Genomic DNA, 23098 nt, shown 5'->3' with positions numbered 1-23098 from the left:
GGACCCGGACGTCGCCCAGCCGCTGGTGCGCGCCGTGACCTTGCCCGAGCGCGCGAGCGCTCTGGCCCCGGGTAGGCCCGGGGAGATGCTGGCGGCCGCGCCGGGCCGGGTGCTGCGGGTGGATCTGGCTTCCGGAACGGTCACCGCGGTCGCCGTCGACGGCGACGTACGGTCGGTGCGCGCCCGCGACGACGGCGGTCTGCTGGTCGGCACCGCCGACGGCAGGGTGCTGGAGCTGACGCCCGGCGGGGAGGTGAGCCGGACGGTGTCCGGGCTGGTCTCGGCCGACGAACTCGCCGAAGCCGGCGGCGAGCTGACCGTGCTCGACCGCCGTCAGACCGCGGTGTTCGAAATCGACCCGGGCAAGGAACGGCCCGGATTGGCGTTGCGGGCCGGTGACGGGGCCACCGAGCTGATCGGCGACGCGCGCGGCCGGTTCGTGGTCACCGACACCGCCGGTGGCGAGCTGCTGGTCTACACCGCCGGACCGCTCGTGTTGCGCCAGCGGTTCCCGGTAGGATCTTCGCCTTACGCACTTGCCTACGATCAGCGGTCGGACACCGTGTGGGTGACGTGCACGCAGCGCAACGAGGTCGTCGGATTCGACCTGTCGACTGGTATACCGAAGGAAGTGGGCCGCTACGCCACCGTCCGGCAACCGAACTCGGTGGCTGTCGAGCAAGGCACCGGTGATCTGTTCGTGGGGTCCGCGACCGGCGACGGTCTGCAACGGATCGGTGCGGACGATCGGAAGAGAGGGCACTGATGGCTCGGACACCGCGCGCGGGCGACGAGACCGCGGCATCTACTGATCCGGCAGCACACCGGGGGCGCGGGCGCGCACTGCCCGCGGGCTGGGAGACCACCAGCGAGGACTACGAGTACGTACCGCTGCGACTGCCCCCGGACGTGACGCGGGTGACCGCGTCCATGCGCCTGGCGATCCAGGCCGAGTTCGGTGGCTGGGAGCTGTCGCGGGTGCGGGCCTACACCGACGGCAGCAGGCGAGTGCTGCTGCGGCGGCGAAAATCCGCACTACTACCCCAGCCCGAACCCGGAATGTGAGCCGATGTACGCCCTGCTACTGCGACTGATGTTCCTGGTCGCGCCCGAACGCGTCCACCACCTCGTCTTCGCGGTCATGCGATTCGCCGCATGGGTCCCGCCGCTGCGCTGGGCGATGAGCAAGGTCTTCGTCGCCCGCGATCCGATCCTGCGCGTCGAGGCGTTCGGAGTCGAGTTCCCCGCGCCGCTGGGCTTGGCCGCCGGTTTCGACAAGAACGCCGACGGTGTGGACGCCTGGGCGCCGCTGGGGTTCGGTTTCGCGGAGATCGGCACCGTCACCGCGCAGGCGCAGCCGGGCAATCCCGCACCGCGGTTGTTCCGGCTGCCCGCCGACCGGGCGCTGATCAACCGGATGGGTTTCAACAATCACGGCGCCGCCGCGGCCGCCGAGCGGCTGCGCACCCGGCGTGGCGCGGTCCCGATCGGCGCGAACATCGGCAAGACGAAGATCGTCGAACCGGAGGCCGCGGCCGCCGACTACGCCACCAGCGCCGCGCTGCTGGGGCCGCTGGCCGATTTCGTCGTGGTCAACGTCAGCTCGCCCAACACCCCCGGCCTGCGTGACCTGCAGGCCGTCGAATCGCTGCGGCCGCTGCTGCGCGCGGTGCTGGACAGTGTGCGAGTGCCGGTGCTGGTGAAGATCGCGCCGGATCTGTCCGACGAGGACATCGACGCGGTGGCCGATCTGGCCGTCGAATTGGGCTTGGCGGGCATCGTGGCCACCAACACCACCATTCGCCGCGACGGCCTGCGCACCGACGCGGCCGAGGTGGCCGCCATGGGCGCGGGCGGGCTGTCCGGTCCGCCGGTGGCCGACCGGTCGCTCGAGGTGCTGCGGCGGCTGTACCGACGCGTCGGCGACCGGCTGGTGCTGATCTCGGTCGGCGGCATCGAAACCGTCGACCAGGCCTGGGAGCGCGTCCTGGCCGGTGCGACGCTGTTGCAGGGCTACACCGGGTTCATCTACGGCGGCCCGTTCTGGATGCGCAGGATCCATCGCGGCCTGGCGCAGCGGTTGCGTGCCGCGGGCTACGGCAGCCTCGGTGAGGCCGTCGGCGCGGAGCACAAAGCGCACGCCTGACATCAGCGGGCTTCAGCCGTGCACGAACGGGGGTTCGGGAGTGCGCACGCGCCGGGGCCGGCGCCCCGGCGGCGCCGGATCTCCTTTCGGTCGCAGCTGCTGGCCCAGCCGCGCGGCCATTCGCTTGGCGAGCAGGATCACCGCGTGGTCGCGCAGGATGCCCAGTTGGTCGGCATAGCTCTCGACGCGGGCCTGGGTCATGCGGTCGTGCACGGCGTGCGGGTCGCTGAGCAGTTCGTCCAGCGACATCCCGGCCAGTGCCTGTTCGCGGGTGAGCCGCCGGTCCGGTAGCCAGCTCAGCCGCCAGATGTCGGTCGCGTCGGTGTCCCGGCAGGCCGATTCCGGGGTGACGTCACTGGTCATCGTCCATTCGGTGGTGTGGATGGTCATCGCTGTCTCCGGTGCGAGTGGAGTGAGGCCGGCTCCAGGGTGCCGAGTTCGATGATCACGAATGCCTCCTGTCGTGCATCCGCTGGTGCGGCGTGGTGCGCACCGTGATCTCCGCTGGTCGGACGGGCACGCCGGCGCGTGCCCGGGCCGATGAAGTCCGCGGCCCGGCCGGGCGGGCCCGGCGGCGGCTCGCACGTGTGCGGCGGGCGCGGTGGCGTAGGGCGCGGCCGGGCGTCGAGCGGGGTGAGTGGGCTCCGGTCGGCGCGGGTGGGCTCGGGGAGCGGGCCGCACGGCGGCGGCGCCGAAGGGCGGGACCGGTGACGGCGTCTGGTCCGTGTGCCGGCGTGCCGGGACGGTGCGGGCGATGACCGGTGCGTTGTCGCGCGGAGTGTCCGGCGGCTCGTTTAGTCCATCACCGGCTTCGGCACCAGTTCGGTATCGGGTCCGGCGGGGCGGTTTCGCCGTCGCCGTCGAGACTGCCGTATCTGAAGAATCATTCTCGTCACCAGCCCTCCCTGTCTGGTGGTGCGATGGGGATCGCCACCTCAAGTGTGGCATTTGCCGTTCCCCCGGCGCAATTGCCGTTGTAATTTGGTAATTGACAATTTGCCCGCTGGCTAAACCCGATTCGCGTGGCCAACATGTGCACGACGCCCGGTGTCGCGCCGATAGAGGAGGGGGCGTCGCCGTGGTCCCCCAGGATTCGGGAATGGTTGCCGTTCGCAACATCCTCACCCGGCTGTGCAAACGGTCCGGCTTGAGCTCGGATCGCTTGCGCAGCACCGAAATCGACGTACTGCCCCTGCTGGATCTGCTGGCCGTGCGGCAGTACGCGCGGCGGGCGGGCGTCGACCGGGAAGAGGCGGTGCTGCCGCTGGTGCGTGACCTGGCCCGGGGTCTGGAGCCCACCCACCGGCTCGTCGTCGACGCGGAGCTGTCGCTGGGACTGCTGCGCGAAAACCCGCCGCCCGGAATCGATCTCGACCGGCTCTACGCCGCGGATCTGGGCGAGCGGCGCGAATACCTCGCCGCGCGGTGGGCGGCACTGCACGAAACGCTCGGGGCGCAGCCGATGCCGGACGCGTTGACGGTGCGGTCCCTGCGCGGGGCCCCCGAGCGGCGCGCGTTCACCGAACTGGCCGCCCAACTGGCCACCGCCTCGGTGTTCGACGGCGCGCATGCGGTGGACTTCGCGGAAACCACAGTGACAGAACCGGTCCCGGTGGATGCGCGCGGTGTGGTCACCGTCGTCGGCGACGCGGTCATCGACCACCTGTATCTGGTCGACCGGATACCCGGGCCCGGCGCCGCCGCGCCCGGCCGCTATGCCGAACATCCCGGCGGCAAGGGGCTCGCGCGCGCCGTCGCGGCCGCCCGGCTCGGGCTGCGGGTGCGGCTGATCTCCGCGGTCGGCGACGACGAGGCGGGCGACCGCATCCTGGAATACCTGCGCAGCGAACGCGTGGACACCGAACTGGTCAAGGTGGTGCCCTACGCGCCGACGCCGGTGACCGCGGTGATCGTGGCAGGCACCGGCGCGGCGAGCACCATCGGCTGCAAGGACGAGCGAATCCGGTTGAGTGCGCAGGACCTACGCAGCGACGCGATCCGCTCGGCGCTGGCCACCTCGGACGCGGTGCTGCTGACCTTCGAGCAACCCACCGGGGTGCTCGAGCAGATCATGGCGCAGCTGCGCGGGCTGCCGCGACGGCCGCTGGTGGTCGTGCATCCGGCGCCGCGGCTGGATCGTCCGCAATATCTGTATCAGCACCTCGGCGTGGTGGACTACCTCGTCGGCGGCGACAAGGACCTGCAGGCGCTGGCGATGGCCGACGGTGCGGCCTCCTGCGGGGACCAGACCGCCACACGGCTGCGCGCGCTGGGTGTGGGGGCCGTGTGCGCGATCAAGGATTTCCGCTGCGCGGTGTGGTCGGAGCAGGTCAGCGGCCGTTTTCAGCCGTTCCCGACGGCGCTGGACGACTCGGTCGGCGCTCACGCTGCCTTCTCCGCCGCCCTGGTATATCGTCTCGTTTCGACGCGCCGCCCCGCCGCACGCAACGACTACGTCTGGGCGACCGCCGCAATGGTGGCGACGCAATCGATCGGGGACGTCCCCGGCGCGATGCCACTGGTGAGTGAGGTCGAGCGAATTTTCAGACTCGCTACGGAGGAGCATTGACCAACGTTGTGGATCCTGCCGACACCGAGCATCGGTTCCGTCGCAATGGGCATGATCTGCGAGTTCGGGTGGTGGAGTTGCACGGGGACGGTGAGCGGGGGCACCTGCTGCTGTTCGGCGCGGTCGCCGACGGTTGCCTGGTCCGGGTGCACTCGCGCTGCCTGTACGGGGAGGCGTTGCGGTCGCAGGATTGCGATTGCGGGCCGGAGCTGGACAAGGCGCTGGATCTCATCCAGGCCGCGGGCTCCGGGGTGCTGGTGTATCTGGAGCAGGAGGGCCGGGGTGCGGGGTTGATCGCCAAGGCGCTGGGCTATCGGGAGAGCGAGCGTTCGGGCACGGATACTTTCACCAGTTACGAGAATCTCGGCTATCCCGCCGACGCGCGCACCTACGGGGCCACCGCGCGTGCGCTGGCCGATCTGGGACTGCGTTCGGTGCAGCTGCTGACGAACAATCCCGCCAAAGTCGACGCGCTGCGACGCCAAGGGCTGCAGGTCACCGTGGTCCCGTTGCGAACGCGGGCGCTCAGCGAGCGCGCCCGCGAGTATCTGGAGGCCAAGCGCACCCGGCGCAAGCACTGGATCCCGACCGATTCGGTGCCGTGGGCGCTCGAGGAGCGCGACGGCGACACCGCGGCCGAGCCGCCTGCCGTGGATCCGGTCGTGATCTCTCCTGGTGAGACCCTTCGTCCGCGGTCCGGGCCGGGCTCCGCGCCGGATCTCATCGGTGCCTGAAGGATTGTTGAAGTTCGGCTACCTCGATTCGCGGCTGTGGCTACCATGAGTGAGCCGCGCCACATGTGGCGCGCCGACTCGTGAGAGACTGACATTGCATTCGCCGCATCATGTCAGGGTGCGAGTCTCGGATCGAACGCCGGCCGACACCGGCGATCGGTCAGCCCCAGCGATATCGGGAACAGGGATATGACGACAACAGAAATCGGATACGCGCACTGGTCGGGCAAAACGGTGTACACCGTTCCCGCCGCATTCCAGGAGACCGCGCGGTTGCGCCCCGACCAGATCGCATTGCGGAAGGTGGGCGGCACCCAGGAGTACACCTGGCGCGACTACGCCGAACGGGTGCGCTCGATCGCCGCCGGCCTGGCCGGTCTCGGCGTCGGCCACGGCGACACGGTCGGCATCATGCTCACCAACCGCCCCGAGTTCAATCTCGTCGACACCGCCGCCCTGCATCTGGGCGCCACCCCGTTCTCCATCTACAACACCAGCTCCCCCGAGCAGATCACCCACCTGTTCACCAACGCCGGTAACAAAGTCGTGGTGACCGAGCAGGTGTTCCTGGACCGGATCACCGCCTCCGGGGTGCCGGTCGAGCACATCGTCATGGTCGACGGGCCCGCCGAGAGCGCGGTCACCCTCGAACAGGTGGAGGCCGCACCGGTCGCCGACTTCGACTTCGACGCCGCCTGGCAGGCCGTCGGCCCCGACGACCTGGCCACCCTGATCTACACCTCCGGCACCACCGGCCCGTCCAAGGGCGTGGAGATCACCCACCGCAACGTCCTGGCTCAGGTCATCGCCCTGGTCAACGGCCCGCTGCAGGTCGGGTTGGACGACCGGGCGGTGTCCTACCTGCCCGCCGCGCACGTCGCCGACCGGATCTCCGGTCACGCGATCAACCTGCTCACCGGCATCCAGATCACCACCGTGCCCGACCCGCGCGAGGTCGCCGCCGCCCTGCCCGACGCCCGCCCCACCATCTTCTTCGGCGTCCCCCGCGTGTGGCAGAAGATCAAGGCCGGCGTCGAGGGCAAACTCGCCGAAGAGCCAAGCCCGGTGAAGAAGGCGCTGGCCAACTGGGCGATCGGCACCGGCGTCGCCGCCGCCCGCGCCGACCTGGCAGGCAAAGGCCGCGGCCCGCTGCTGAGCGCGCAGCACAAGATCGCCGAGGCGCTGGTGCTGTCCAAGCTGCGCCACGCCCTCGGACTGGATCAGCTGCGGGTCGCCTCCTCCGGCGCCGCCCCCATCCCGCCGGAGACCCTGGAATACTTCCTCGGCCTCGGCTTCACCGTCAGCGAGGTGTGGGGCATGTCGGAGACCACCGGCGTGGGCACCTACACCGAACTGGACAAACCGCGCCCCGGCTCGGTCGGGCGCGCGGTCGACGGCATGGAACTGCGGCTGGACGCCGACGGTGAAGTGCTGGTGCGCGGACCCATCGTCACCCGCGGCTACCGCAACATGCCCGACAAGACCGCCGAGGCCATCGATCCCGACGGCTGGCTGCGCACCGGCGACATCGGCACCCTCGACGCCGACGGCTACCTGCGGATCGTGGACCGCAAGAAGGAACTGATCATCAACGAGGCGGGCAAGAACATCGCCCCCACCAACATCGAGAACTCGGTGAAGGCCGCCTCCTCGCTGATCGGCCAAGTCGTCGCCATCGGCGACGCCAAGCCCTATATCGCCGCCCTGATCGTGCTCGACCCCGACGTCGCCGCGATCCGTGCCAAGGAACTCGACGCCACCGGCGAGGACATCGCCACCCTGGCCACCCGGCAGCAGATCATCGACGAGGTCTCGGCAGCGGTCCAGGCGGGCAACACCAAACTCTCGCGCGTCGAACAGATCAAGCGCTTCACCATCCTCGGCGCGGTTTGGGAACCGGGCGGCGAAGAACTGACCCCGAAGATGTCGCTCAAACGCGCCCCCATCGCGGCCAAATATCAAGCCGACATCGAGGCGCTCTACGCCAAAGAACCCTCTGATCGGGTGATCAGCGTCAAGTAAGGGCGCCGGAAAGAACTGCGGCCCCGTGCATTACGCTGCGGGGCCGCAGTCATGAAGCGATCCCCCACCGGGGTGTGAGCCGCTGACGACGCGGATGGTTGTGCGCCTCGCGGAGCGCTCCGCGAACCACGAAAGCGGTGTGGCCCCGAGCGGTTCGCTCGGGGCCACAGACCGGGAAACCTACTTCTGCTCGTAGGTGGCGATCAGCGTGGCGCGCGCCAGGGTGTGGGAGAACAGGTTGAAGCCGAGGTAGGCGGGGGTGGCGGTCTCATCGATGCCGAGGCTTTCGACGTCGACGGCGTGCACGACGACGAAGTAGCGGTGCGGGCCGTGGCCGGGCGGCGGGGCCGCGCCGACGAAGCCGTGGAAGCCGCCGTCGTTGCGCAGGGTGATCGCGCCGGTCGGCAGCGCGCCGCCTTCCTCGCCGCTGCCCGCGCCCGCGGGCAGGGAGGTCGCGCCGACCGGGATGTCGGCGACGGCCCAGTGCCAGAACCCGGAGGCGGTGGGCGCGTCGGGGTCGTACACCGTGACCGCGAAGCTCTTGGTCTCCGCCGGGAAGCCCGACCAGGACAGCTGCGGGGAGATGTCCTTGCCTCCCGCACCGAAGACACCGCTGACCTGGTCGTTGCCGAACGGCTGACCGTCGGTGACGTCGGTGGAGGTGAGGGTGAACGACGGCACCTGCGGGAGCGCGTCGTAGGGGTTGTAGGTCATGGAACCTCTCTTCCGGATCGGATCAGCTGTGCAGGAGGAAGTGTTCGAGTACGCGAGTGCCGAATTCGAGGGCCTCGACCGGCACCCGCTCGTCCACGCCGTGGAACAGGGCGGTGAAGTCCAGCTCCGGCGGCAGCTGCAGCGGCGCGAAACCGAAGCAGCGAATACCCAACCGGGCGAACGCTTTCGCGTCCGTGCCGCCGGAGAGCATGTACGGCACGGTGCGGCCGCGCGGATCGTGGGCCAGCACGGCGTTGTTCATCGCCTCGACCAGATCGCCGTCGAAGGTCGTCTCGTAGGAGTCGAGTTTGGTGATCCACTCGCGTTCGACGTCGGGGCCGATCAGCTCGTCCACCTCACGCTCGAACGCCGCCTGCCGCCCGGGAACCACACGGCAGTCCACCACCGCCTCGGCGGTCTGCGGGATCACGTTGGCCTTGTAGCCGGCTTGCAGCATGGTCGGGTTGGCCGTGTCGCGCAACGTGGCGCCGATGATGCGGGAGATGGTGCCCAGCTTCGCCAGCTGTCCCTCGATGTCCGGGCTGGACGGATCGAACTCCAGACCCGTCTCCTCGGCGACGGCGGCCAGGAAGGCGGCCACCGACTCCGAGAGCACCAGCGGGAAAGTGTGTTTGCCCAGCCGGGCCACCGCGTCGGCGAGGATCGTGACCGCGTTGTCCTCGTGCAGGAACGACCCGTGGCCCGCGCGGGCCTTGGCGCGCAGCCGCATCCAGCCCAGACCCTTCTCGGCGGTCTCCACCAGATACAGCCTGCGTTCGGTGCCGTCGGGGCGGGGCACGGTCAGCGAGAACCCGCCGACCTCCCCCACCGCTTCGGTGACGCCCTCGAACAGGTCGGGGCGGTTGTCGACCAGCCACTGCGAGCCCCATTTGCCGCCGTTCTCCTCGTCGGCCAGGAACGCGAAGACCAGATCGCGCGGCGGCACCGTGCCCTCGAGCTTGAACTGGCGCGCCACCGCCAGCGTCATCCCGACCATGTCCTTCATGTCGATCGCGCCGCGGCCCCACACATAGCCCTCGCGCACCGCGCCGGAGAACGGGTGCACGCTCCAGTCCGCGGCCTCGGCGGGCACCACGTCCAGATGGCCGTGGATCATCAGCGCGCCACGACTCGGGTCCGCGCCCGGCAGCCGTGCGAAGACGTTGCCGCGGCCCTCCGCTCCGGACTCGACGTACTCGGTGACGTAGCCCGCCTGGTGCAGTTGATCGGCCACCCACTGCGCGCATTCGCGCTCACCCTTGGTGGTGGCCAGGTCGCCGGTATTGGAGGTGTCGAAGCGGATCAGCGTGCTGACCAGCTCCACCACTTCCGACACCGCGCGGGAGCTTCTGTTCGGGTCGATTCCTTCGCCAGTTGCGGACACGCTCCCTTTCCTACCACCCGCGCGGCGCGGCAAACGTGTGCCCGGGTATCGCGGCGGGGAGCGGCGGCCCGCACGGTGCGCGATCGCGCGCGACACGGTTGTCGTCAGGATGATCGCAACTGCGGGTTCACGCCGTGCCGGGCCGCTGGATCTCGTCGGGGAACACCACCCGCACGAAGGCCCAGAACCGGAACACCATGCCCAACGCGGTGCCGATCAACTGCGCGGCCACGAAGTCGGCTACGTTCTGGGTGAAGCGGGAGACCTCGGGCACCTCGAGATGCAGCACATACCGCGACACCCACAGCGGTGCGGTGTTGATCGCGACGGCCAGGAAACTGACCAGGTAGAACAGCGCGGCCTCGTGGTGCCCGCGCCGCCCGCCGCGCGCGTCGAAGGACCACTGCTTGTTCAGCACGTAGGACAAGGTGATCGCCGCCAGCACGGCGACCACTTTCGCCGTGACCGGATGCGCTTCGAGTGCAGTGCTCTTCAACGTCAAGAAGACCGCGGTGTCCAAGGTGAACGCGGCGAAACCCACAGAGGCGAAACGAAGTAGTTCTCGACGCCGTGCCTCGCCCCCCAGCACGGACGTCACCCGAGCGAAAACGGGACGTTCGGAAAACAGCACAGGTAAAGTCTCCGGCACATGTCCCGACCCCACAACAAGATCGGCAGATTCACCGCACCGTTTGTTCCCCGGGTGCACGGTCGGTGGATCGCGGGCAGGCGAGAAGCGTGAAGAAAGCCAAGCGGCGCACCCGTCCTCAGCAGACCGGATCCGACGTCGCGGCCGGTGCCGCGGAGCCGATCGCCGTGATCGGCATGAGCTGCCGCTTCGCAGGGGGTGCTGATTCCCCGGAAGCGTTGTGGCGGTTGCTGATCGAGGAGACCGATGCGATCGCCGACGAGCCGCCGCCGGGGCGCTGGCCGGGTGACCATCGTGGCTCCGGCCGGGCCGGCGCGGGCAAGACGGTGCCGGTCGCCGGTGGATATCTGGCCGATGTGACAGGTTTCGACGCCGAATTCTTCGGGATCACTCCGCGGGAAGCGGCCGATATGGATCCGCAGCAACGCTTGGCGCTGGAATTGTCGTGGGAGGCATTCGAGGACGCGGCTGTGCGGCCCGACCGGGTTCGGCACACCGGCGTGTATTTCGCCTATAAGTTCAACGACTATCGCGCCGTCAAACTCTCCCGGGGTGCCACGGCCATCACTCCGTTCACCAGCACCGGAGATGTGGAAGGCGTGATCGCCAATCGGGTCTCGTACTTTCTGGGTTTCGACGGCCCCAGCATGACCGTGAACGCCTCCTGCGCTGGATCGCTGGTCGCGGTGCACCTGGCCTGTCAGGCGCTGCGGGCGGGTGAGAGCGCGTTGGCGGTCGCGGGCGGGGTGCAGCTGAATCTCATCCCGGAGACCGCGATCGGGCTCTCCGCGCTGGGTGTGTTGTCCGCGCACGGCCGATCCCGGACTTTCGACGCCTCCGCCGACGGCTACGTGCGCGGCGAAGGTGGTGCGGTGGTGGTCCTCAAGCCACTGCGGCAGGCGCTGCGCGACGGTGACCGCGTGTACTGCACCCTGCTGGGCAGCGCCACCAACAACAACGGCAGACATCACTCCATGCCCGCCAGCAGCGCCGACGGGCAGCGGCAATTGATCCGGCGTGCGTGCGCGCAGGCGGGCGTCCACCCTCGGACGATCGACTACGTGGAAGCGCACGGCACCGGCACCGCGGTCGGCGACCGCGCCGAACTGTCCGCGCTGGCCGATGTCTACGGCACTGGCCGCGCGGAGGAGGCCCCGCTCACGGTCGGGTCGATCAAAACCAATATCGGGCACACCGAAGCGGCCGCGGGTCTGGCGGGACTGGTGAAGGTCGCCCTCGCCCTGTCACATCGCCGCATACCGCGCAGTCTGCATTTCCAGCGAGCGCCGGCGTATTTCGATCCGGCGAGCGCGGGCGTGCGCATCGCCGACACCGCACTGCCGTGGCCGCGGCACGACGGTCCGGCGCGCGCCGCGGTGAGCGCGTTCGGTTTCGGCGGCTCCAATGCGCACGTCGTCGTCGAAGCGGCCCCGCCGGCCGACCCGCTGTCGGCCACCGGCCCCGCCGAACGGCTGGTGGTGCTGTCCGCGCGCACCGAGACCGCGCTGCGGGCGCACGCTTACCGGCTACGTGAGCACTTGGCGAGCAATTCCGGCCTGCCCCTCGGCGACCTCGCTCACACTCTCGCGAGCAGAACGCCGTTGCGGCATCGTCTTTCGGTGGTGGCCGACCAGGTGGACCAGGTGGTCGAATTCCTCGGCCGCTACCTCGACGGAACCGCACCCGAGCGCTCCGGTGACGCGGAGAACGGAGCGCTGAGTTCGGTCCTGTCGGAGGCTTTGCGTCCTGGCACCGTCGCCCGTCGCGACTTGCTCGCCGCGGCGGGGATGCTGTTCGAACGTGGCGTAGACCCCGATTGGGCGGCGGTGAACCCGCCCGGGCGGCCGATCACGCTGCCCACCTATCCTTTTCAGCGCGAACGGCACTGGGCGGTCACGCAGACGCCTGTTGCAGAAGACGGCATCGCCACCGCGGAGTCGGCGCCCGAGCTCACCCTGTCCGAACCCGCTGTGCCCTCGGGTCATCCGCTTCCCAGCCACGCGCCCTCCGCGCAGACGACCAGCCCCGCCGTCACGCCCACCGAGTCTTCGGCACACACCCACGTCCTCGCCGGAACCGCTGGTGGGTCCGTGCGGAATTCGGCATCGCCCGACACTGCCGCCGCGTCCACCGAATCTTCGGCACACGCCGCCGCACCGGCCGGAGCCGCCACGTCGGTGGTGCGGAGTTCGGCACCGCCCAGCCCCGCCACCACGCTGGTCGAGAGATCGGCGCGGACCTCGGCACCAGCCGCAGCTGCGATCGGGGGATCGGCGACGCAGTTGCGAGCGACCGAGCCACCTGAGGCATTCCACGAGCCGGAAGACGCCGCCGGAGCGGATGCCGCGGCGCTCGCCGCGCTGGTCACCGGCGAACTGGCCGAAGTCGTCGGTATCTCCCCCGACCGTGTGGCTGTCCGCCAGAACTTCGACCAGCTCGGCATCGGCTCGGTGCACGCCGTCGAGCTGTCGGCCCGCCTGTCGGCCCGCCTCGGCATCGACGTGCCCGCCGCCATCGTCTGGGGCTGCCCCACAGTCGAATTGCTGGCCGCCGAACTCGCCGTCCGGCTCGCACCAGAGCACCACTCGGTGAGAACCGCCGAGCGACCGACCGCCTCGTCCACGGCGGGGCCGCCGCCGGTGCAGGACATCGCCCAGCCTGGTACGTCTCCGGCCGATCGAACGATCGCGACGTCTGCCGTGGACTCGACGGCAGCGGCGCAGGACGAAGCGCTCTCCACCGCGGAGCTGCTGGCACTGAGCCGAGAACTGCTCGGTTGAGCCGTCGCCGGTTCGAGCACTCGACCGCGCGCCGCCTCCCGCGACGCTCTGCAGCCGTCGAACACAACGACGGGAACGGCGGCCACCTTGCGCGAGCACGGCGGGATCGAGGGGGTAAGCCGAATGCGCTCGCCGCGGCGCGTTGAGCCGAAGCGCTCACTGCCGCGCGGCCCGACCGCCGTGCTGCGAGGTCGAACGGTGCGGTGTCGGCGATACCCAGGTCAGCGCCATAGCCGTGCGGCAGCCGGGCATCCCGTCCCCGGCACGCGGCCTATCGCCTCATGGGGCCCGGCGGCCGCGCTCCAGAAGCCAGCAGTTCGCGGGCCAGCGCTTCGCTCCACCAGCGTTCGACCGCCTCGGGTGACCAGGCGCGTTCGGTGACGAACGTGGTGTAGACGTCGATGTTGCACAGCGCGGCGTAGATGTCGGTGGCGGTGGATATGTCGAGGTCGGGCCGCAATGTGCCGTCCGGCCACGACGAGAACACCTCGACGCGCGTTCGGTCCGCGGCCTCACGCGCTTGCGCGTAGAGGGTCGCCAGCTCGGGTTCGGTGCGCCCGGACTCCCGGACCAGGGCGATGAGGTCCCCGGCGCGTTCGAACAGGCGCCGGTCGTAGCCCGCCATCGCCGCCAGTTGCTGTTCGGGGGCGGGGCAGGCTTCCAGTTCGGCGAGCTGGCGCGGCATGTCCCCGGGCATGTCCGCCGCGTCCACCAGGGCCCAGATCAGCCCCTTCTTGTTGCCGTAGGCCGCGTAGACGGTCGGTACGGACACTCCCGCCTCGCGGGCGACGTCGGCGATGGTGGTGGCGGCCCATCCTCGGGTGCGGAACAGTCGCCCGGCGGCTTCCGCGATGTCGGCGCGAGTGCGTTTGGCCTGAGTCTGCCTGCGCAACGAGTCGTAACGTCGCCGCTGCGGCTGTGCGTCCACCATTGCCCTCCATTCCGCCTGCTCCTATATTCAATATAGTTGATGTAAATCCAATTGGCTGCCGCGCGGGGACACCCAGCGCGCAACCCTGGTGCGGAAGAGGGCATTCGATGGAATTCACCACGGTGGCAGGCCTGGGCGGCATCGGGTTCGTCGTGGCGGCGTTCGCGGTCAACCTGCTCTATGTGCGTGCTCGGCTCCCGTTCCCGCTGTCGGCGGAGAAGATCGACGCGGTCGAGGAAGCTTTCGCCGCCGTCGGCGAGGCGGTGAAGCGCCCTTCGACGCTCGCTCCGGCAATGTGGCTGTGCACCATCGTCTTCGCCGCGGGCATGCTGTCGGTGACGTGGCGCGGCGGAGAAGGACAGGCGGCGTGGGCGCTGGTGGGATTCGCCGGAGTGCTCATGCAGAACGCCACGTTCACCGTCATCGAAGCGCTGCGGTTCGGCATGGTCGCGGCCGCCACGCACAGCCGCGGCACGACCGCGGGCCTGTGGGGAACCAGCAATGTCCTGTTCGGGTTCAACCAGGTTTTCCTCGCCGCGGCGCTGCTGGGCTTCAGCATCGCCGGAGACGGCACCGGATTCCTCTCGGGCTGGCAAGCGTGGCTCGGATACATCAGTGCCGCATTGCTTTTCGTCTCGTCGTCGGCCGGTCCCTACAACGTCGACGGCACCAACCGCGTCGCGGTCCTCGGCTTGATCGGCTGGCTGGGGTGGGTGGCCTGGATCATCGCCTGCAGCGTCGCGCTGCTGGGCCGGTGATGCCGCGGGCAAACGGCCATGGCTGCGCGCACCCGGCCGCGCCGTCCTGCTCGGCGGTCACCGGCTCACCTCCCCGACCCGATCACTTCGGGTGAGCGACAACCGCTTTCGCTCCACCACGCACTGGTCTCCCCGCTACCCCAGCGCTCGCGAGGCGTGGCAGGCCACCGCTGTCGGCAGCGGGTCGTCCGAGGCGTAGGAGCCCTACAGCGGTTCGAGCGGCTGCGAGGCGTCGGCTCCCGGGGACTTCAGGTCGTCACGGGCTCGCTGACGCGGCGGACCGGGCGGATGCGGATGCCGGACTCCGGACGCAAGTTCACCGAGGCCAGCGGCACCACGGGGTGGGTCCGGTCGAGTTCGAGCCGGAAACGCTGCACCGTCATGGCCAGGATCAGCACCATCTCCGTCATGGACATGTCCTTGCCCAGGCAGATGCGCGGGCCGCCGGAGAACGGGAAGAACGCGAACTTGTGCCGTTCGGCCACCGCCGCGTCGGCGAAACGTTCCGGACGGAATTCCTCCGGGGCCTCCCACAGCCGCTCGTCGCGGTGAATGTAGTACATGCACAGAGTGACTCGCGCACCGGCGGGCACGTGGTAGCCGCCGATCTCGTCGTCGGCGATGGGAGTGCGCTCGACGATCCAGGCCGGCGGATACAGCCGCATGGTCTCCTCGATCACCATGCGGCAGTAGCTCAGCTGCGCCAAGTCCGAGAACGCCGGGGTGCGATCGCCGATCGCCGCGCGCACCTCCCCGGCCAGCCGCTCCTGGATCTCCGGGTGGGTGGCCAGCAGGTAGCACGCCCATGACAGCGCGTTCGCCGGGGACTCGTGACCGGCCACCAGCAGGGTCTTGATCTCGTTGAGCAGATCCTCCTCGCGCATGCCCTGACCGCCTTCGTCGCGGGCGCGCACCAGCGCGGTGAGCACGTCGGTGGTGTCGCCGCCGCGGCGGCGTTCCTCGATGAGCTGACGCACCACCTCGTCCAGTTCGCCGACCTTGCGCGCGACCCGGCGAGCTTCGGGTGTCGGGAACGACTGCGGCAGCTTCACCGGCGCGTTCACCCGCTTCATGATGAACGCGAACGCCGCCCGCATCGCGTCGGTCACCTGGCCGGTATCGGTGGACAGGTCGATGCTGAACAGGATCCGCCCGGTCACCGCGAGCAGCAGTTTCACGTAGTCGTCGTAGATGTCGCGGAACTGCCCGGCCGCGGCGTCCCAGCCGTCGAGCATCGCCGCGGCGCTGTCGGTGATGTCGTCGGCGAAACCCTTGACGTGGGAATGGGAGAACGCCGGGGAGATGAGTTTGCGCTGCGTGTGCCAGTAGTCCAAGTTGTTGGTGGTCAGCTGCCCGTCGCCGAGCAGGATGCTGAACTCGTCGTAGATCGGGCTCTTGCGGTAATTGGTGTAGTTGTCCTTGAGCACGTACTCGGTCAGCTCCGGGTCCGCGACCAGATACACCAGCATCGGGCCCGCCTTGACCCGCACGACGTCGCCGTAGCCCGCCAGCAGCTCGCCCACTGTCGTCAGCGGGTTCTTCGCCAGTTTCGGCAGCATGCGTCCGGTTTCCACCAGATTCGGCCCGGGTGCTTTCATGATCCGACCTTTCCCCGCAACAGCTTGGCGTGTTTGCGCAGCTGGTGCATGTAGTCCTGTTTCTCCACCACCAGCGGGTACTGGTCGGCGTGGTAGAGCCGCAACCCGGCATACAGGTCGGGCTGGCGGCCCTGGGTGGCGCGATCGAAACGCTCGACCCGCCGCGGATCGCTCGCCTTGGCCCGCAGGTACTCCGCGACCAGGTCGGCCTGCTTCTCGTAGACGTCCCAGTGCGAGCCGATCGGGCGCACCATCCCGACCACGAACAGATCGCGAGTGTGCGGCGGAAAGATGTTCAGATACAGGCCCGGTCGCAAACTGTCCCTGGACCAGTTCAGATGGGTGCGCTCGACCACCGGATAGTGCGGCACGAACCCCGTGGCCAGCACCACCAAGTCGACCTTCTCTTCGGTGCCGTCGGCGAAGGTCACCCGGTCGTCGTCGATCGCGGCGACGTCCGGCTTGGGCGTGATGTCGCCGTGGGTGTAGTGGTGGTGCAGCTGGTCGCCGAGCATCGGGATCACGATGCCTTCACCGAAATCGGGTACCGGCAGCCCGAACGAGCGGGAACGGCCACGCAGATACGAGAACAGCCGCTCGAAGGCCCGCTTGCGCAGCGGCCGCCACATCCGGCCCTGCAGCATGCTGTCGGTCGGGCGACCCATCAGGTACTTGGGCATGCAGTAGAAGCCGCGCCTGCTGCTGTGCAGGGTCAGCGCGGCGTTGACCGCGCAGTCGGACAGGATGTCGGCCGCCGATTGCCCGGCGCCGATCACCAGCACCCGCTTGCCGAGCACCTGTTCGGGGTGCCGGTACTCGCTGGAATGCAGGACGGGCACCGTGGCCGAACCGGGGATGTCGACGCGGCGCGGCGTGCGGTCGTGGCCGGTGGCGACGACGACCCCCGCATACGACCGCTCGGACCCGTCGGCCAGCCTCACCGCCCAACCGTCGGCTGCCGGTTCGATCCGCTGCACCGAGGTGTTCAACCGGATGTAGGGCCACAGGTCGAAGGCATCGGCGTAAGAGTGCAGATAGCGCAACACGAGTTCGTGACCGGGGTAGTCGGGATAGTCCTCCGGCATCGGAAACCCCGAGAACGCTTGCACGCCTTTGGACGCGATCACGTGCGTGTTGCGGCTGACCGGCGAGTCCGGCCGCCGCGCGTCCCAGATCCCGCCGATCCCGTCGGCCGCCTCGAGCACGTCGAAATCCAAGCCGTGTGCGGCGAACCGGCGAGCGGTGGCCAAACCAGCCGCCCCCGCGCCGATCACGCAATAGGTGCTCATCTGTTCCCTCTCCGCCCCCAGCTGTGGCCGCTCATACGCCTTCGTTCCTCGGCATCCGCGGGACCTCGCGTCGCCACGATTCCCCGCGGCCTGCGTGCTCGTCCGCTCATGCCGCACCCACCCGCTCGGTGTCCGCGGCTCGCGCGGGCGGCGCCGGTTCCGGGTCGGTGCCCGCGCTCGCCCGCCAGGCCACGAAGAAGCAGGCGAGGTAGATGACCGTCTGCGCCACCAGCGTGAAGTAGACGTTCTCGTTGTAGACCGCGACGATCAGCCAGGCCACCGTGAGCAGGGCGATGGTGCGTTTGCCGCCGCGCATCAGCCCGGCGTACACCGCCAGCATCCACACCGCGCCCACGGCGATGTACACCCACGGCCCGAACGGAGCACGGAACGACGCCAGCGTCAGCACCGCCAGCCAGATCGCCAACTGCTCGGCGCGCACCCGCGGCCCTTGGGCGCCCGCCGACAGCCGCCGGTGGATGCGAACCGCGGTGACCGCCACCAGGATCAGCAACAGCAGCGTGTAGACATTGGTGATCACGCGGGCGGGCCCGGTGGGATCGCCGATGTCCCAGCCCATGATGTTCGCCTTGTACGGCAGCCCGTACGGCGAATAGTTGACCAGCTGGTTGGCCCGTTCCACGAGCACGAACTGATGGAACTCCCCGCTGGCCAGCCGCTGCCAGGTGCCGTCGGACAGGAACTGCCGCCACGGTTCCCGGCCGAAGATCGCCAGCGTGGCCAGCGAATACAGGCCACAGAACGCCGCGGTCCACACCGCGGGACGCCAGCGCCGCTGGACCAGCAGATAGACCAGCAGGATCGCCGGGGACACCTTGGCGATGATCGCGAACGCCAGCGCCGCGCCGCCGAAGACGTTGCGCCGCAGCTGGAACAGGACCATGGCGCCCGCGCCGCCGACATACAGCACCAGCACGTGGATGTTGCCGATCTGCAGGGTCGCCAGCGTCGGCAAGCTGATCCACACCACCGGGGTCAGCGCCGCCAGCACCGCACCCTGCCTGCCGCCGATCCAACGGGCGATGGCGAACATGGCCACCAGCACGATCGCCACGTACAGCGAGTACCACAGGGCGCGCAGCGTGGCGAAGTCGTGGCTGAACAGCAGCAGCAACCGCGGCAGCAGCAAGAACGGCGGCGGATACAGGTAGGCGTCGCGATCTTGCGGGGTGACCGCGGGCAGCACCGAATCCGCCTCGGGCGACTCGTAGCGGTGACGGTCGTAGAGACTCGCCGGGTCGTGCTCGGCCATGAGCGCACCGCTGATGTAGCCGGACAAGTGGGTCTTCTTCACCAGGAAGTCGTCGTCGGCCGACAGCGAGGCGTCGACGTTGTCGGCGTCGAGGACGAACTGGGTCAACCGGGCCAGCACCGCGACCACCAGCAGGATGGTCACGCTCCACAGCACCCGCACCACGATCGGTTTGCCGCGCACCACCTCCCGCCACTCGGCGGGCACCGTCGGCACGACGAGCACGAACAGCGCCGCGGCGCACACGATGCCGAGCACGGCGGTCACCGGGCCGGGTGAACCGGTGAGCGCGAGCACGATCAGCACGACGGGGACGAGTATGCCGACCACGAACACCGCGTACATCGCGGCGTAGTAGTCGAGTGAACCCCGGAACCTGGTCCATGTCCTGGAAATCATCTGCAACCTACGGCTTTCGGTTCCCGCGCCGCCCGGTGCGGGCCGCGCGGACGGTCTATCTGGTGGCTGCCCCGGCACGCTCGGCCAGCAGCGGGACAACCTGGCGCACCACGTCGTCGGGGGAAGGCGCGGCGCGCAGGTCGGCGCCGATCTGTTCGGCGGCGGCGCGGAAGCGCGGTTCGCGCAGCAGCGTGCGGATCGAGGTGGTGAGCGCTTCGATGTCGCCTTGATCGGCGGGGGTCTGCGCGGCGAGTCCGGCGCCGGCGCGCTCCAGGCCCCTGGCGTAGTCGAACTGGTCGAACATCTGCGGCAGCACCAGTTGCGGCAGCCCGAACCATCCCGCGGTCAGGCCGGTGGTCGAGCCGCCATGGTGCACGAGCAGATCGCAGCCGGGCAGAAACAGGTTCAGCGGAACTTCCTCCACCACCCGGACATGGCCGGGCAGCTCGCCTACGCCGGCGCGGTCGGGCGCCGACAGCGCCACGATCACCTCGGCGTCCTCGATGCCGGCCAGCGCCGCGAGCACCGACTCCAGCGGCCGCGGACCGGTCAGGCCCAGCGTGCTGCCGCCCATGCAGACCGCGATCCGCTTGCGGCCGTGTTCGTCGCGATGCCACGGCGGCAGCACGCCGGTGCCGTTGAACGGGACATAGCCCAGCGAAGTGCCCGGTGCGGCGTCGGGCGCTTGCAGCCGCGGCGGGCAGATGTCGAGCACGGCGACCGGATCGGCCAGCCGGGTGCCCGCCTCCTGGGCGAGTGCGGCGGTGCGTTCGGTGAACGGGCCTCCGGTGGGGTCGATCCCCCAGCGGTGCACCACGACCGGCAGGTCCAGGTGCGCGCCGAGGGCACGGCCGACGGTGGCCAGCGGGTCGGTGAGAATCACCTCCGCCGCCCAGTCGGTGGCCACCTCGGCGAAGGTGTCGAGGTACTGGCGGGCGTGGTTGTGCCAGTTCTGCGCGGCGATCTGCCACAGGCCCTGCCCGCTGGGCTGGTCGCGGTCGGCGAACAGCGGCAGCGGGAACATGCCCGGCTTCACCTGTGTGCGCAGCTGGTCCATCGGCACGTTCAGCGCGGTCAGCTCCACCGCGTTGAGGCCGGAGCGCAGCGCGGTGGCCGTCACGTCGTCGCGTGAGGCGACCAGCACTTCGTGCCCGGCCAGCCGCAGCGCCCAGCAGAACGGCACCATCGCGAGCAGGTGGCCCGACGAGGGCACCGGCACGACGAGAAATTTCATCCGATCACTCCTTCGGCTTCATCCACTCCATCGGATTGGTGTGCCGAGGCACCCATGATGGAGCCGATTGCTCGGCGTTGCGGCGTTTTTCGACGACCACGATGTTGTGGTAGAAGTGCAGCGCCCCGACCCAGTCGTCGAAAGCGCCTGCCGCGCGGCCGGATTCCGGTTCGAATTCCTGGTGGTGCAGGGCGTCGACCAGGGTTTTCAGGTAGCCGATGGTGGTGGCCGGATCGTCGGTCGCCGTGCTGCTTCCGCCCCAGCCCGACCAGTAGGAGGTCTGGGTGTCCTCCACCACGTACAGCCCGCCGGGCCGCAGATGCGCGAACAGCGCCCGGAACGAGGCGATCACGTCACCGCTGATGTGGCTGCCGTCATCGATGACGATGTCGAACGGGCCGAGCGAGCGGCCGAGCTCGTCGAGGAACGCCGCGTCGCCCTGGTCGCCGCGCAGTGGTTGCAGGCGCGGCTCGGCGATGCCGGACTTGTCGAAATAGTCCAGGCCGAACACCAGCCCGCGGCGGAAATACTGTTTCCACATCCGCAGCGACGCGCCGCCCACATCGGGCGCGGTGTATCCGCCGATCCCCAGTTCGAGCACCCGCACGCGGCTGTCGCGCAGCGGCGCGAAGTGCCGCTCGTAGTGCTGGGTGTACCAGTGCCCGCCCCACTTGTCCGAACCGAAGTGCAGCGACAGCGCGTTGAGGTCGTGGTGCTGAGGGCGGCACGCGGTGACGATCGCGTCGGCGGCGACCGCGGCGGCGTCGCGGGCCAGCCGCCACGGGTCTTCCGGGGCGAAACTGCCCGGCCCCGGCTCGTCCTTGATCGCGATGGCGCGAGTGCCCGCGACCGTGTCGGGCGGGCCGTAGACCGCGCGCAGCAGCTCCACCAGATCCTGACGCACCACCAGCCACGGATCCTCCAGGGCGCCGGGCGCGACGGCCGGGTCGTCGGCGCCGAAGGTGACCAGATAGTCCAGCTGTTTGCCCTCGTGGGCCAGCTCGAACACGGCGGTGACCGGCTGTCGCGGCCGGGTGCCGTGGCTCGCGCGCCAGGCGATCTCCTTGAGCACCGCGTCGGCGACGGTCTCGGTGCCGATCTCACCGATCCGGGCGGCGGTCTCCTCGTAGACGCCGTCGGCGACGGAGATCAACTGGGCGGCGAGCACGTTCTCGTCGTTCAAGGTCACGTCATCCATCCGTTCCGCCGGTGCGCACCGGCTTTCGATTCCTCCGCCAGGCGCACGCCCTCGGCGACGAGCATGGCCCGCACCGTGCCGTGGAAATCCACCGAAGGACGCCACCCGGTTCGCTCCCGCAGCCTCGTCGCGTCGCCCGCCAGCGGCTGCCTGCTGCGGGTGAGCACCGAGGGACGTTCGCGCACATGGTTTTTCCAGTCCAGTCCGGCCATGCCGAACGCGGCCGCGCAGAACTGCGCGACCGTGTGGTGTTCGCCGGTCGCGACGACGAAATCGTCCGGCTCGTCCAAGGCCAGGATCCGTGTCATCGCCTCGACGTAATCCGGCGCGTATCCCCAGTCGGCGCCGGCCGCCAAGCTGCCCACCTCCAGCGTGCCGGTCTCGCCGCGCTGGATCCGCGCGACCGCGCGCACGATCTTGCGGGTGACGAACTTCTCGGCCCGCAAGGGTGATTCGTGGTTGAACATGATGCCCGCGGCCGCGAAGACGCCGCGGGCCCGGTAGGCGCGGCAGGTCAGCAGCCCCGCCGCCTTGGTGACCGCGTAGATCGAGTCCGGTCGCAGCCCGCTGTCCTCGTCGCACACCGCGGCGGCGCCGGAGCCGAAGACGTGCGAGGAGGCCGCGTAGAACAGGCGGGTGCCGGTGCGATGCCGATCGATCGCCTCCGCGAAATGCTGTACCGGCAGCGTGTTCACCCGGTGGGAGGCGCGGGCCAGCTCGTGCGGGTCGCCGTGGTCGTCCTGCGAGGAGTGCTGGACCGCCGCCAGCAGGTACACCTGCTCGGGCCGTTCGGAGGCGACCAGCCGCCGCACGGCGGCGGCGTCGGTGATGTCGACCGGGCCGTCGCGGGTGATCGGCAGCACTCGCTCACCGCGCGCTTCGAGCAGCTCCGACAGCAGGGTGCCGTCCTGCCCCGCCGCGCCGGTGACGACGATGGTCATCTCACACCACGTCCAGTTCCGGCAGCGGGAACACCAGCCGTCCGCCCGTCGCGCGGAAGGCGCTCTCGCGCTCCAGCATCATGGCGCGGAAATGCCAGGGCAGCACGAAGAACTGGTCGGGCGCCAGCGCACGCGCCTCGGCCTCCGACACGATCGGGATCGCGCTGCCCGGGGTGAACTTGCCGAACTTGTCGTCGTTGACCTCCGCGATGCACGCCAGATCCTCCGGACCGATCCCGCAATGCTGCAACACCACGTTGCCTTTGGTGGAGGCTCCGTAACCGAGCGTGCGCAGCCCGGCCTTGCGGGAGCGGTCGAAGAAGTCCCGGACCTGTTCGCGATGCTGGTCGACCCGCTTGGCGAAGTCCGCGTACGGCTGGGGGCTGTGCAGTCCGAGGGCGGACTCCTGCTGACGCAGCAGATCCAGTGCGGCGGCATCCGCGGGCGACGGCACGCCCTGCTTGCCCAGCGTGAGGGCG

20 protein-coding genes are annotated in these 23098 nt (G+C 69.6%); 8 read left to right on the top strand and 12 right to left on the bottom strand.

The features are described 5' to 3' along the window. From ON27_RS14145 to ON27_RS14135, 3 genes are all read left to right on the top strand, one after another. Window positions 1–766, top strand: a 766-nt coding sequence (locus tag ON27_RS14145; RefSeq protein ID WP_043725998.1) for a YncE family protein, incomplete at its 5' end; no start/stop codon positions are given. Then, window positions 766–1065 carry a DUF5703 family protein gene (locus ON27_RS14140; protein ID WP_245559944.1) on the top strand — a complete coding sequence of 100 codons (300 nt, stop codon included), beginning with the start codon at window positions 766–768 and terminating at the stop codon, window positions 1063–1065. The genes ON27_RS14145 and ON27_RS14140, both read left to right, overlap by 1 nt. Window positions 1066–1069: 4 nt before the next feature. Continuing rightward, window positions 1070–2146: a quinone-dependent dihydroorotate dehydrogenase gene (locus ON27_RS14135; RefSeq protein ID WP_043725995.1), complete on the top strand. Its 1077-nt coding sequence runs from the start codon at window positions 1070–1072 to the stop codon at window positions 2144–2146. 12 nt (window positions 2147–2158) lie between these two features. On the opposite strand, the gene ON27_RS14130 is transcribed toward ON27_RS14135, so the two are convergent. Then, on the bottom strand, window positions 2159–2536 hold the full coding sequence (locus ON27_RS14130; protein ID WP_043725990.1) for a hypothetical protein: 378 nt from the start codon (window positions 2534–2536) through the stop codon (window positions 2159–2161). A 709-nt stretch (window positions 2537–3245) separates the two neighbouring features. Here ON27_RS14130 and ON27_RS39880 point away from each other — a divergent pair. From ON27_RS39880 to ON27_RS14115, 3 genes are all read left to right on the top strand, one after another. After that, a complete protein-coding gene (locus ON27_RS39880; RefSeq protein WP_245559943.1) occupies window positions 3246–4715 on the top strand; it encodes a carbohydrate kinase family protein in 1470 nt (489 codons plus the stop codon). Beyond that, window positions 4712–5449, top strand: coding sequence for a GTP cyclohydrolase II (locus ON27_RS14120; RefSeq protein ID WP_083887566.1), 738 nt, complete (start codon window positions 4712–4714; stop codon window positions 5447–5449). Before ON27_RS39880 ends, ON27_RS14120 begins: the two co-directional genes overlap by 4 nt. 189 nt (window positions 5450–5638) lie before the next feature. Then, window positions 5639–7471: an AMP-dependent synthetase/ligase gene (locus ON27_RS14115; protein ID WP_043725986.1), complete on the top strand. Its 1833-nt coding sequence runs from the start codon at window positions 5639–5641 to the stop codon at window positions 7469–7471. Between the two features lie 180 nt (window positions 7472–7651). Here ON27_RS14115 and ON27_RS14110 read toward each other — a convergent pair whose 3' ends face one another. The 3 genes from ON27_RS14110 to ON27_RS14100 form a co-directional block, all read right to left on the bottom strand. Continuing rightward, window positions 7652–8185 (bottom strand): YbhB/YbcL family Raf kinase inhibitor-like protein, encoded by a 534-nt coding sequence (locus tag ON27_RS14110; protein WP_043725983.1) that lies wholly within the window; start codon window positions 8183–8185, stop codon window positions 7652–7654. Window positions 8186–8207: 22 nt separating this feature from the next. Next, window positions 8208–9569 carry a M20/M25/M40 family metallo-hydrolase gene (locus ON27_RS14105; RefSeq protein WP_174377844.1) on the bottom strand — a complete coding sequence of 454 codons (1362 nt, stop codon included), beginning with the start codon at window positions 9567–9569 and terminating at the stop codon, window positions 8208–8210. A gap of 127 nt (window positions 9570–9696) precedes the next feature. Further along, entirely contained in the window at window positions 9697–10200 is a 504-nt protein-coding gene (locus ON27_RS14100; RefSeq protein ID WP_218002993.1) for a GtrA family protein, read from the bottom strand. A 107-nt stretch (window positions 10201–10307) separates the two neighbouring features. Between ON27_RS14100 and ON27_RS39875 the strand changes: the two genes are divergently transcribed. Beyond that, complete coding sequence (locus ON27_RS39875; RefSeq protein WP_051046553.1) at window positions 10308–12998, top strand: beta-ketoacyl synthase N-terminal-like domain-containing protein; 2691 nt, start codon at window positions 10308–10310, stop codon at window positions 12996–12998. 271 nt (window positions 12999–13269) lie between these two features. Here ON27_RS39875 and ON27_RS14090 read toward each other — a convergent pair whose 3' ends face one another. Beyond that, entirely contained in the window at window positions 13270–13929 is a 660-nt protein-coding gene (locus tag ON27_RS14090) for a TetR/AcrR family transcriptional regulator (protein ID WP_043725973.1), read from the bottom strand. Between the two features lie 107 nt (window positions 13930–14036). Between ON27_RS14090 and ON27_RS14085 the strand changes: the two genes are divergently transcribed. Next, entirely contained in the window at window positions 14037–14687 is a 651-nt protein-coding gene (locus ON27_RS14085; RefSeq protein ID WP_051046552.1) for a hypothetical protein, read from the top strand. Window positions 14688–14935: 248 nt separating this feature from the next. Here the strand turns inward: ON27_RS14085 and ON27_RS14080 are convergent, their stop codons facing one another. The 7 genes from ON27_RS14080 to ON27_RS14050 all read right to left on the bottom strand — a co-directional run. Beyond that, the gene (locus tag ON27_RS14080; protein ID WP_043725970.1) at window positions 14936–16285 is read right to left on the bottom strand and encodes a cytochrome P450; all 1350 of its coding nucleotides are present in this window, start codon (window positions 16283–16285) and stop codon (window positions 14936–14938) included. Further along, window positions 16282–17574: a flavin-containing monooxygenase gene (locus ON27_RS14075; RefSeq protein WP_083887565.1), complete on the bottom strand. Its 1293-nt coding sequence runs from the start codon at window positions 17572–17574 to the stop codon at window positions 16282–16284. Before ON27_RS14075 ends, ON27_RS14080 begins: the two co-directional genes overlap by 4 nt. Window positions 17575–17680: 106 nt before the next feature. After that, entirely contained in the window at window positions 17681–19246 is a 1566-nt protein-coding gene (locus ON27_RS14070) for a glycosyltransferase family 87 protein (RefSeq protein ID WP_043725969.1), read from the bottom strand. A gap of 55 nt (window positions 19247–19301) precedes the next feature. Continuing rightward, window positions 19302–20480, bottom strand: a complete 1179-nt coding sequence (locus ON27_RS14065) for a nucleotide disphospho-sugar-binding domain-containing protein (RefSeq protein WP_043725968.1) — start codon at window positions 20478–20480, stop codon at window positions 19302–19304. 4 nt (window positions 20481–20484) lie between these two features. Further along, window positions 20485–21669: a class I SAM-dependent methyltransferase gene (locus tag ON27_RS14060; RefSeq protein WP_051046550.1), complete on the bottom strand. Its 1185-nt coding sequence runs from the start codon at window positions 21667–21669 to the stop codon at window positions 20485–20487. Then, window positions 21666–22619, bottom strand: coding sequence for a GDP-mannose 4,6-dehydratase (locus tag ON27_RS14055; protein WP_043725964.1), 954 nt, complete (start codon window positions 22617–22619; stop codon window positions 21666–21668). Before ON27_RS14055 ends, ON27_RS14060 begins: the two co-directional genes overlap by 4 nt. A 1-nt stretch (window position 22620) precedes the next feature. Continuing rightward, on the bottom strand, window positions 22621–23098 hold a 478-nt coding region (locus ON27_RS14050), incomplete at its 5' end, for a methyltransferase C-terminal domain-containing protein (RefSeq protein WP_043725959.1).

This window comes from Nocardia asiatica NBRC 100129, assembly GCF_000308415.1.
GTDB classification, from domain to species: Bacteria; Actinomycetota; Actinomycetes; order Mycobacteriales; family Mycobacteriaceae; genus Nocardia; species Nocardia asiatica.
The sequence above is the reverse complement of the archived record's forward strand: the minus strand, read 5'-3'. Positions and strand labels throughout refer to the sequence as shown.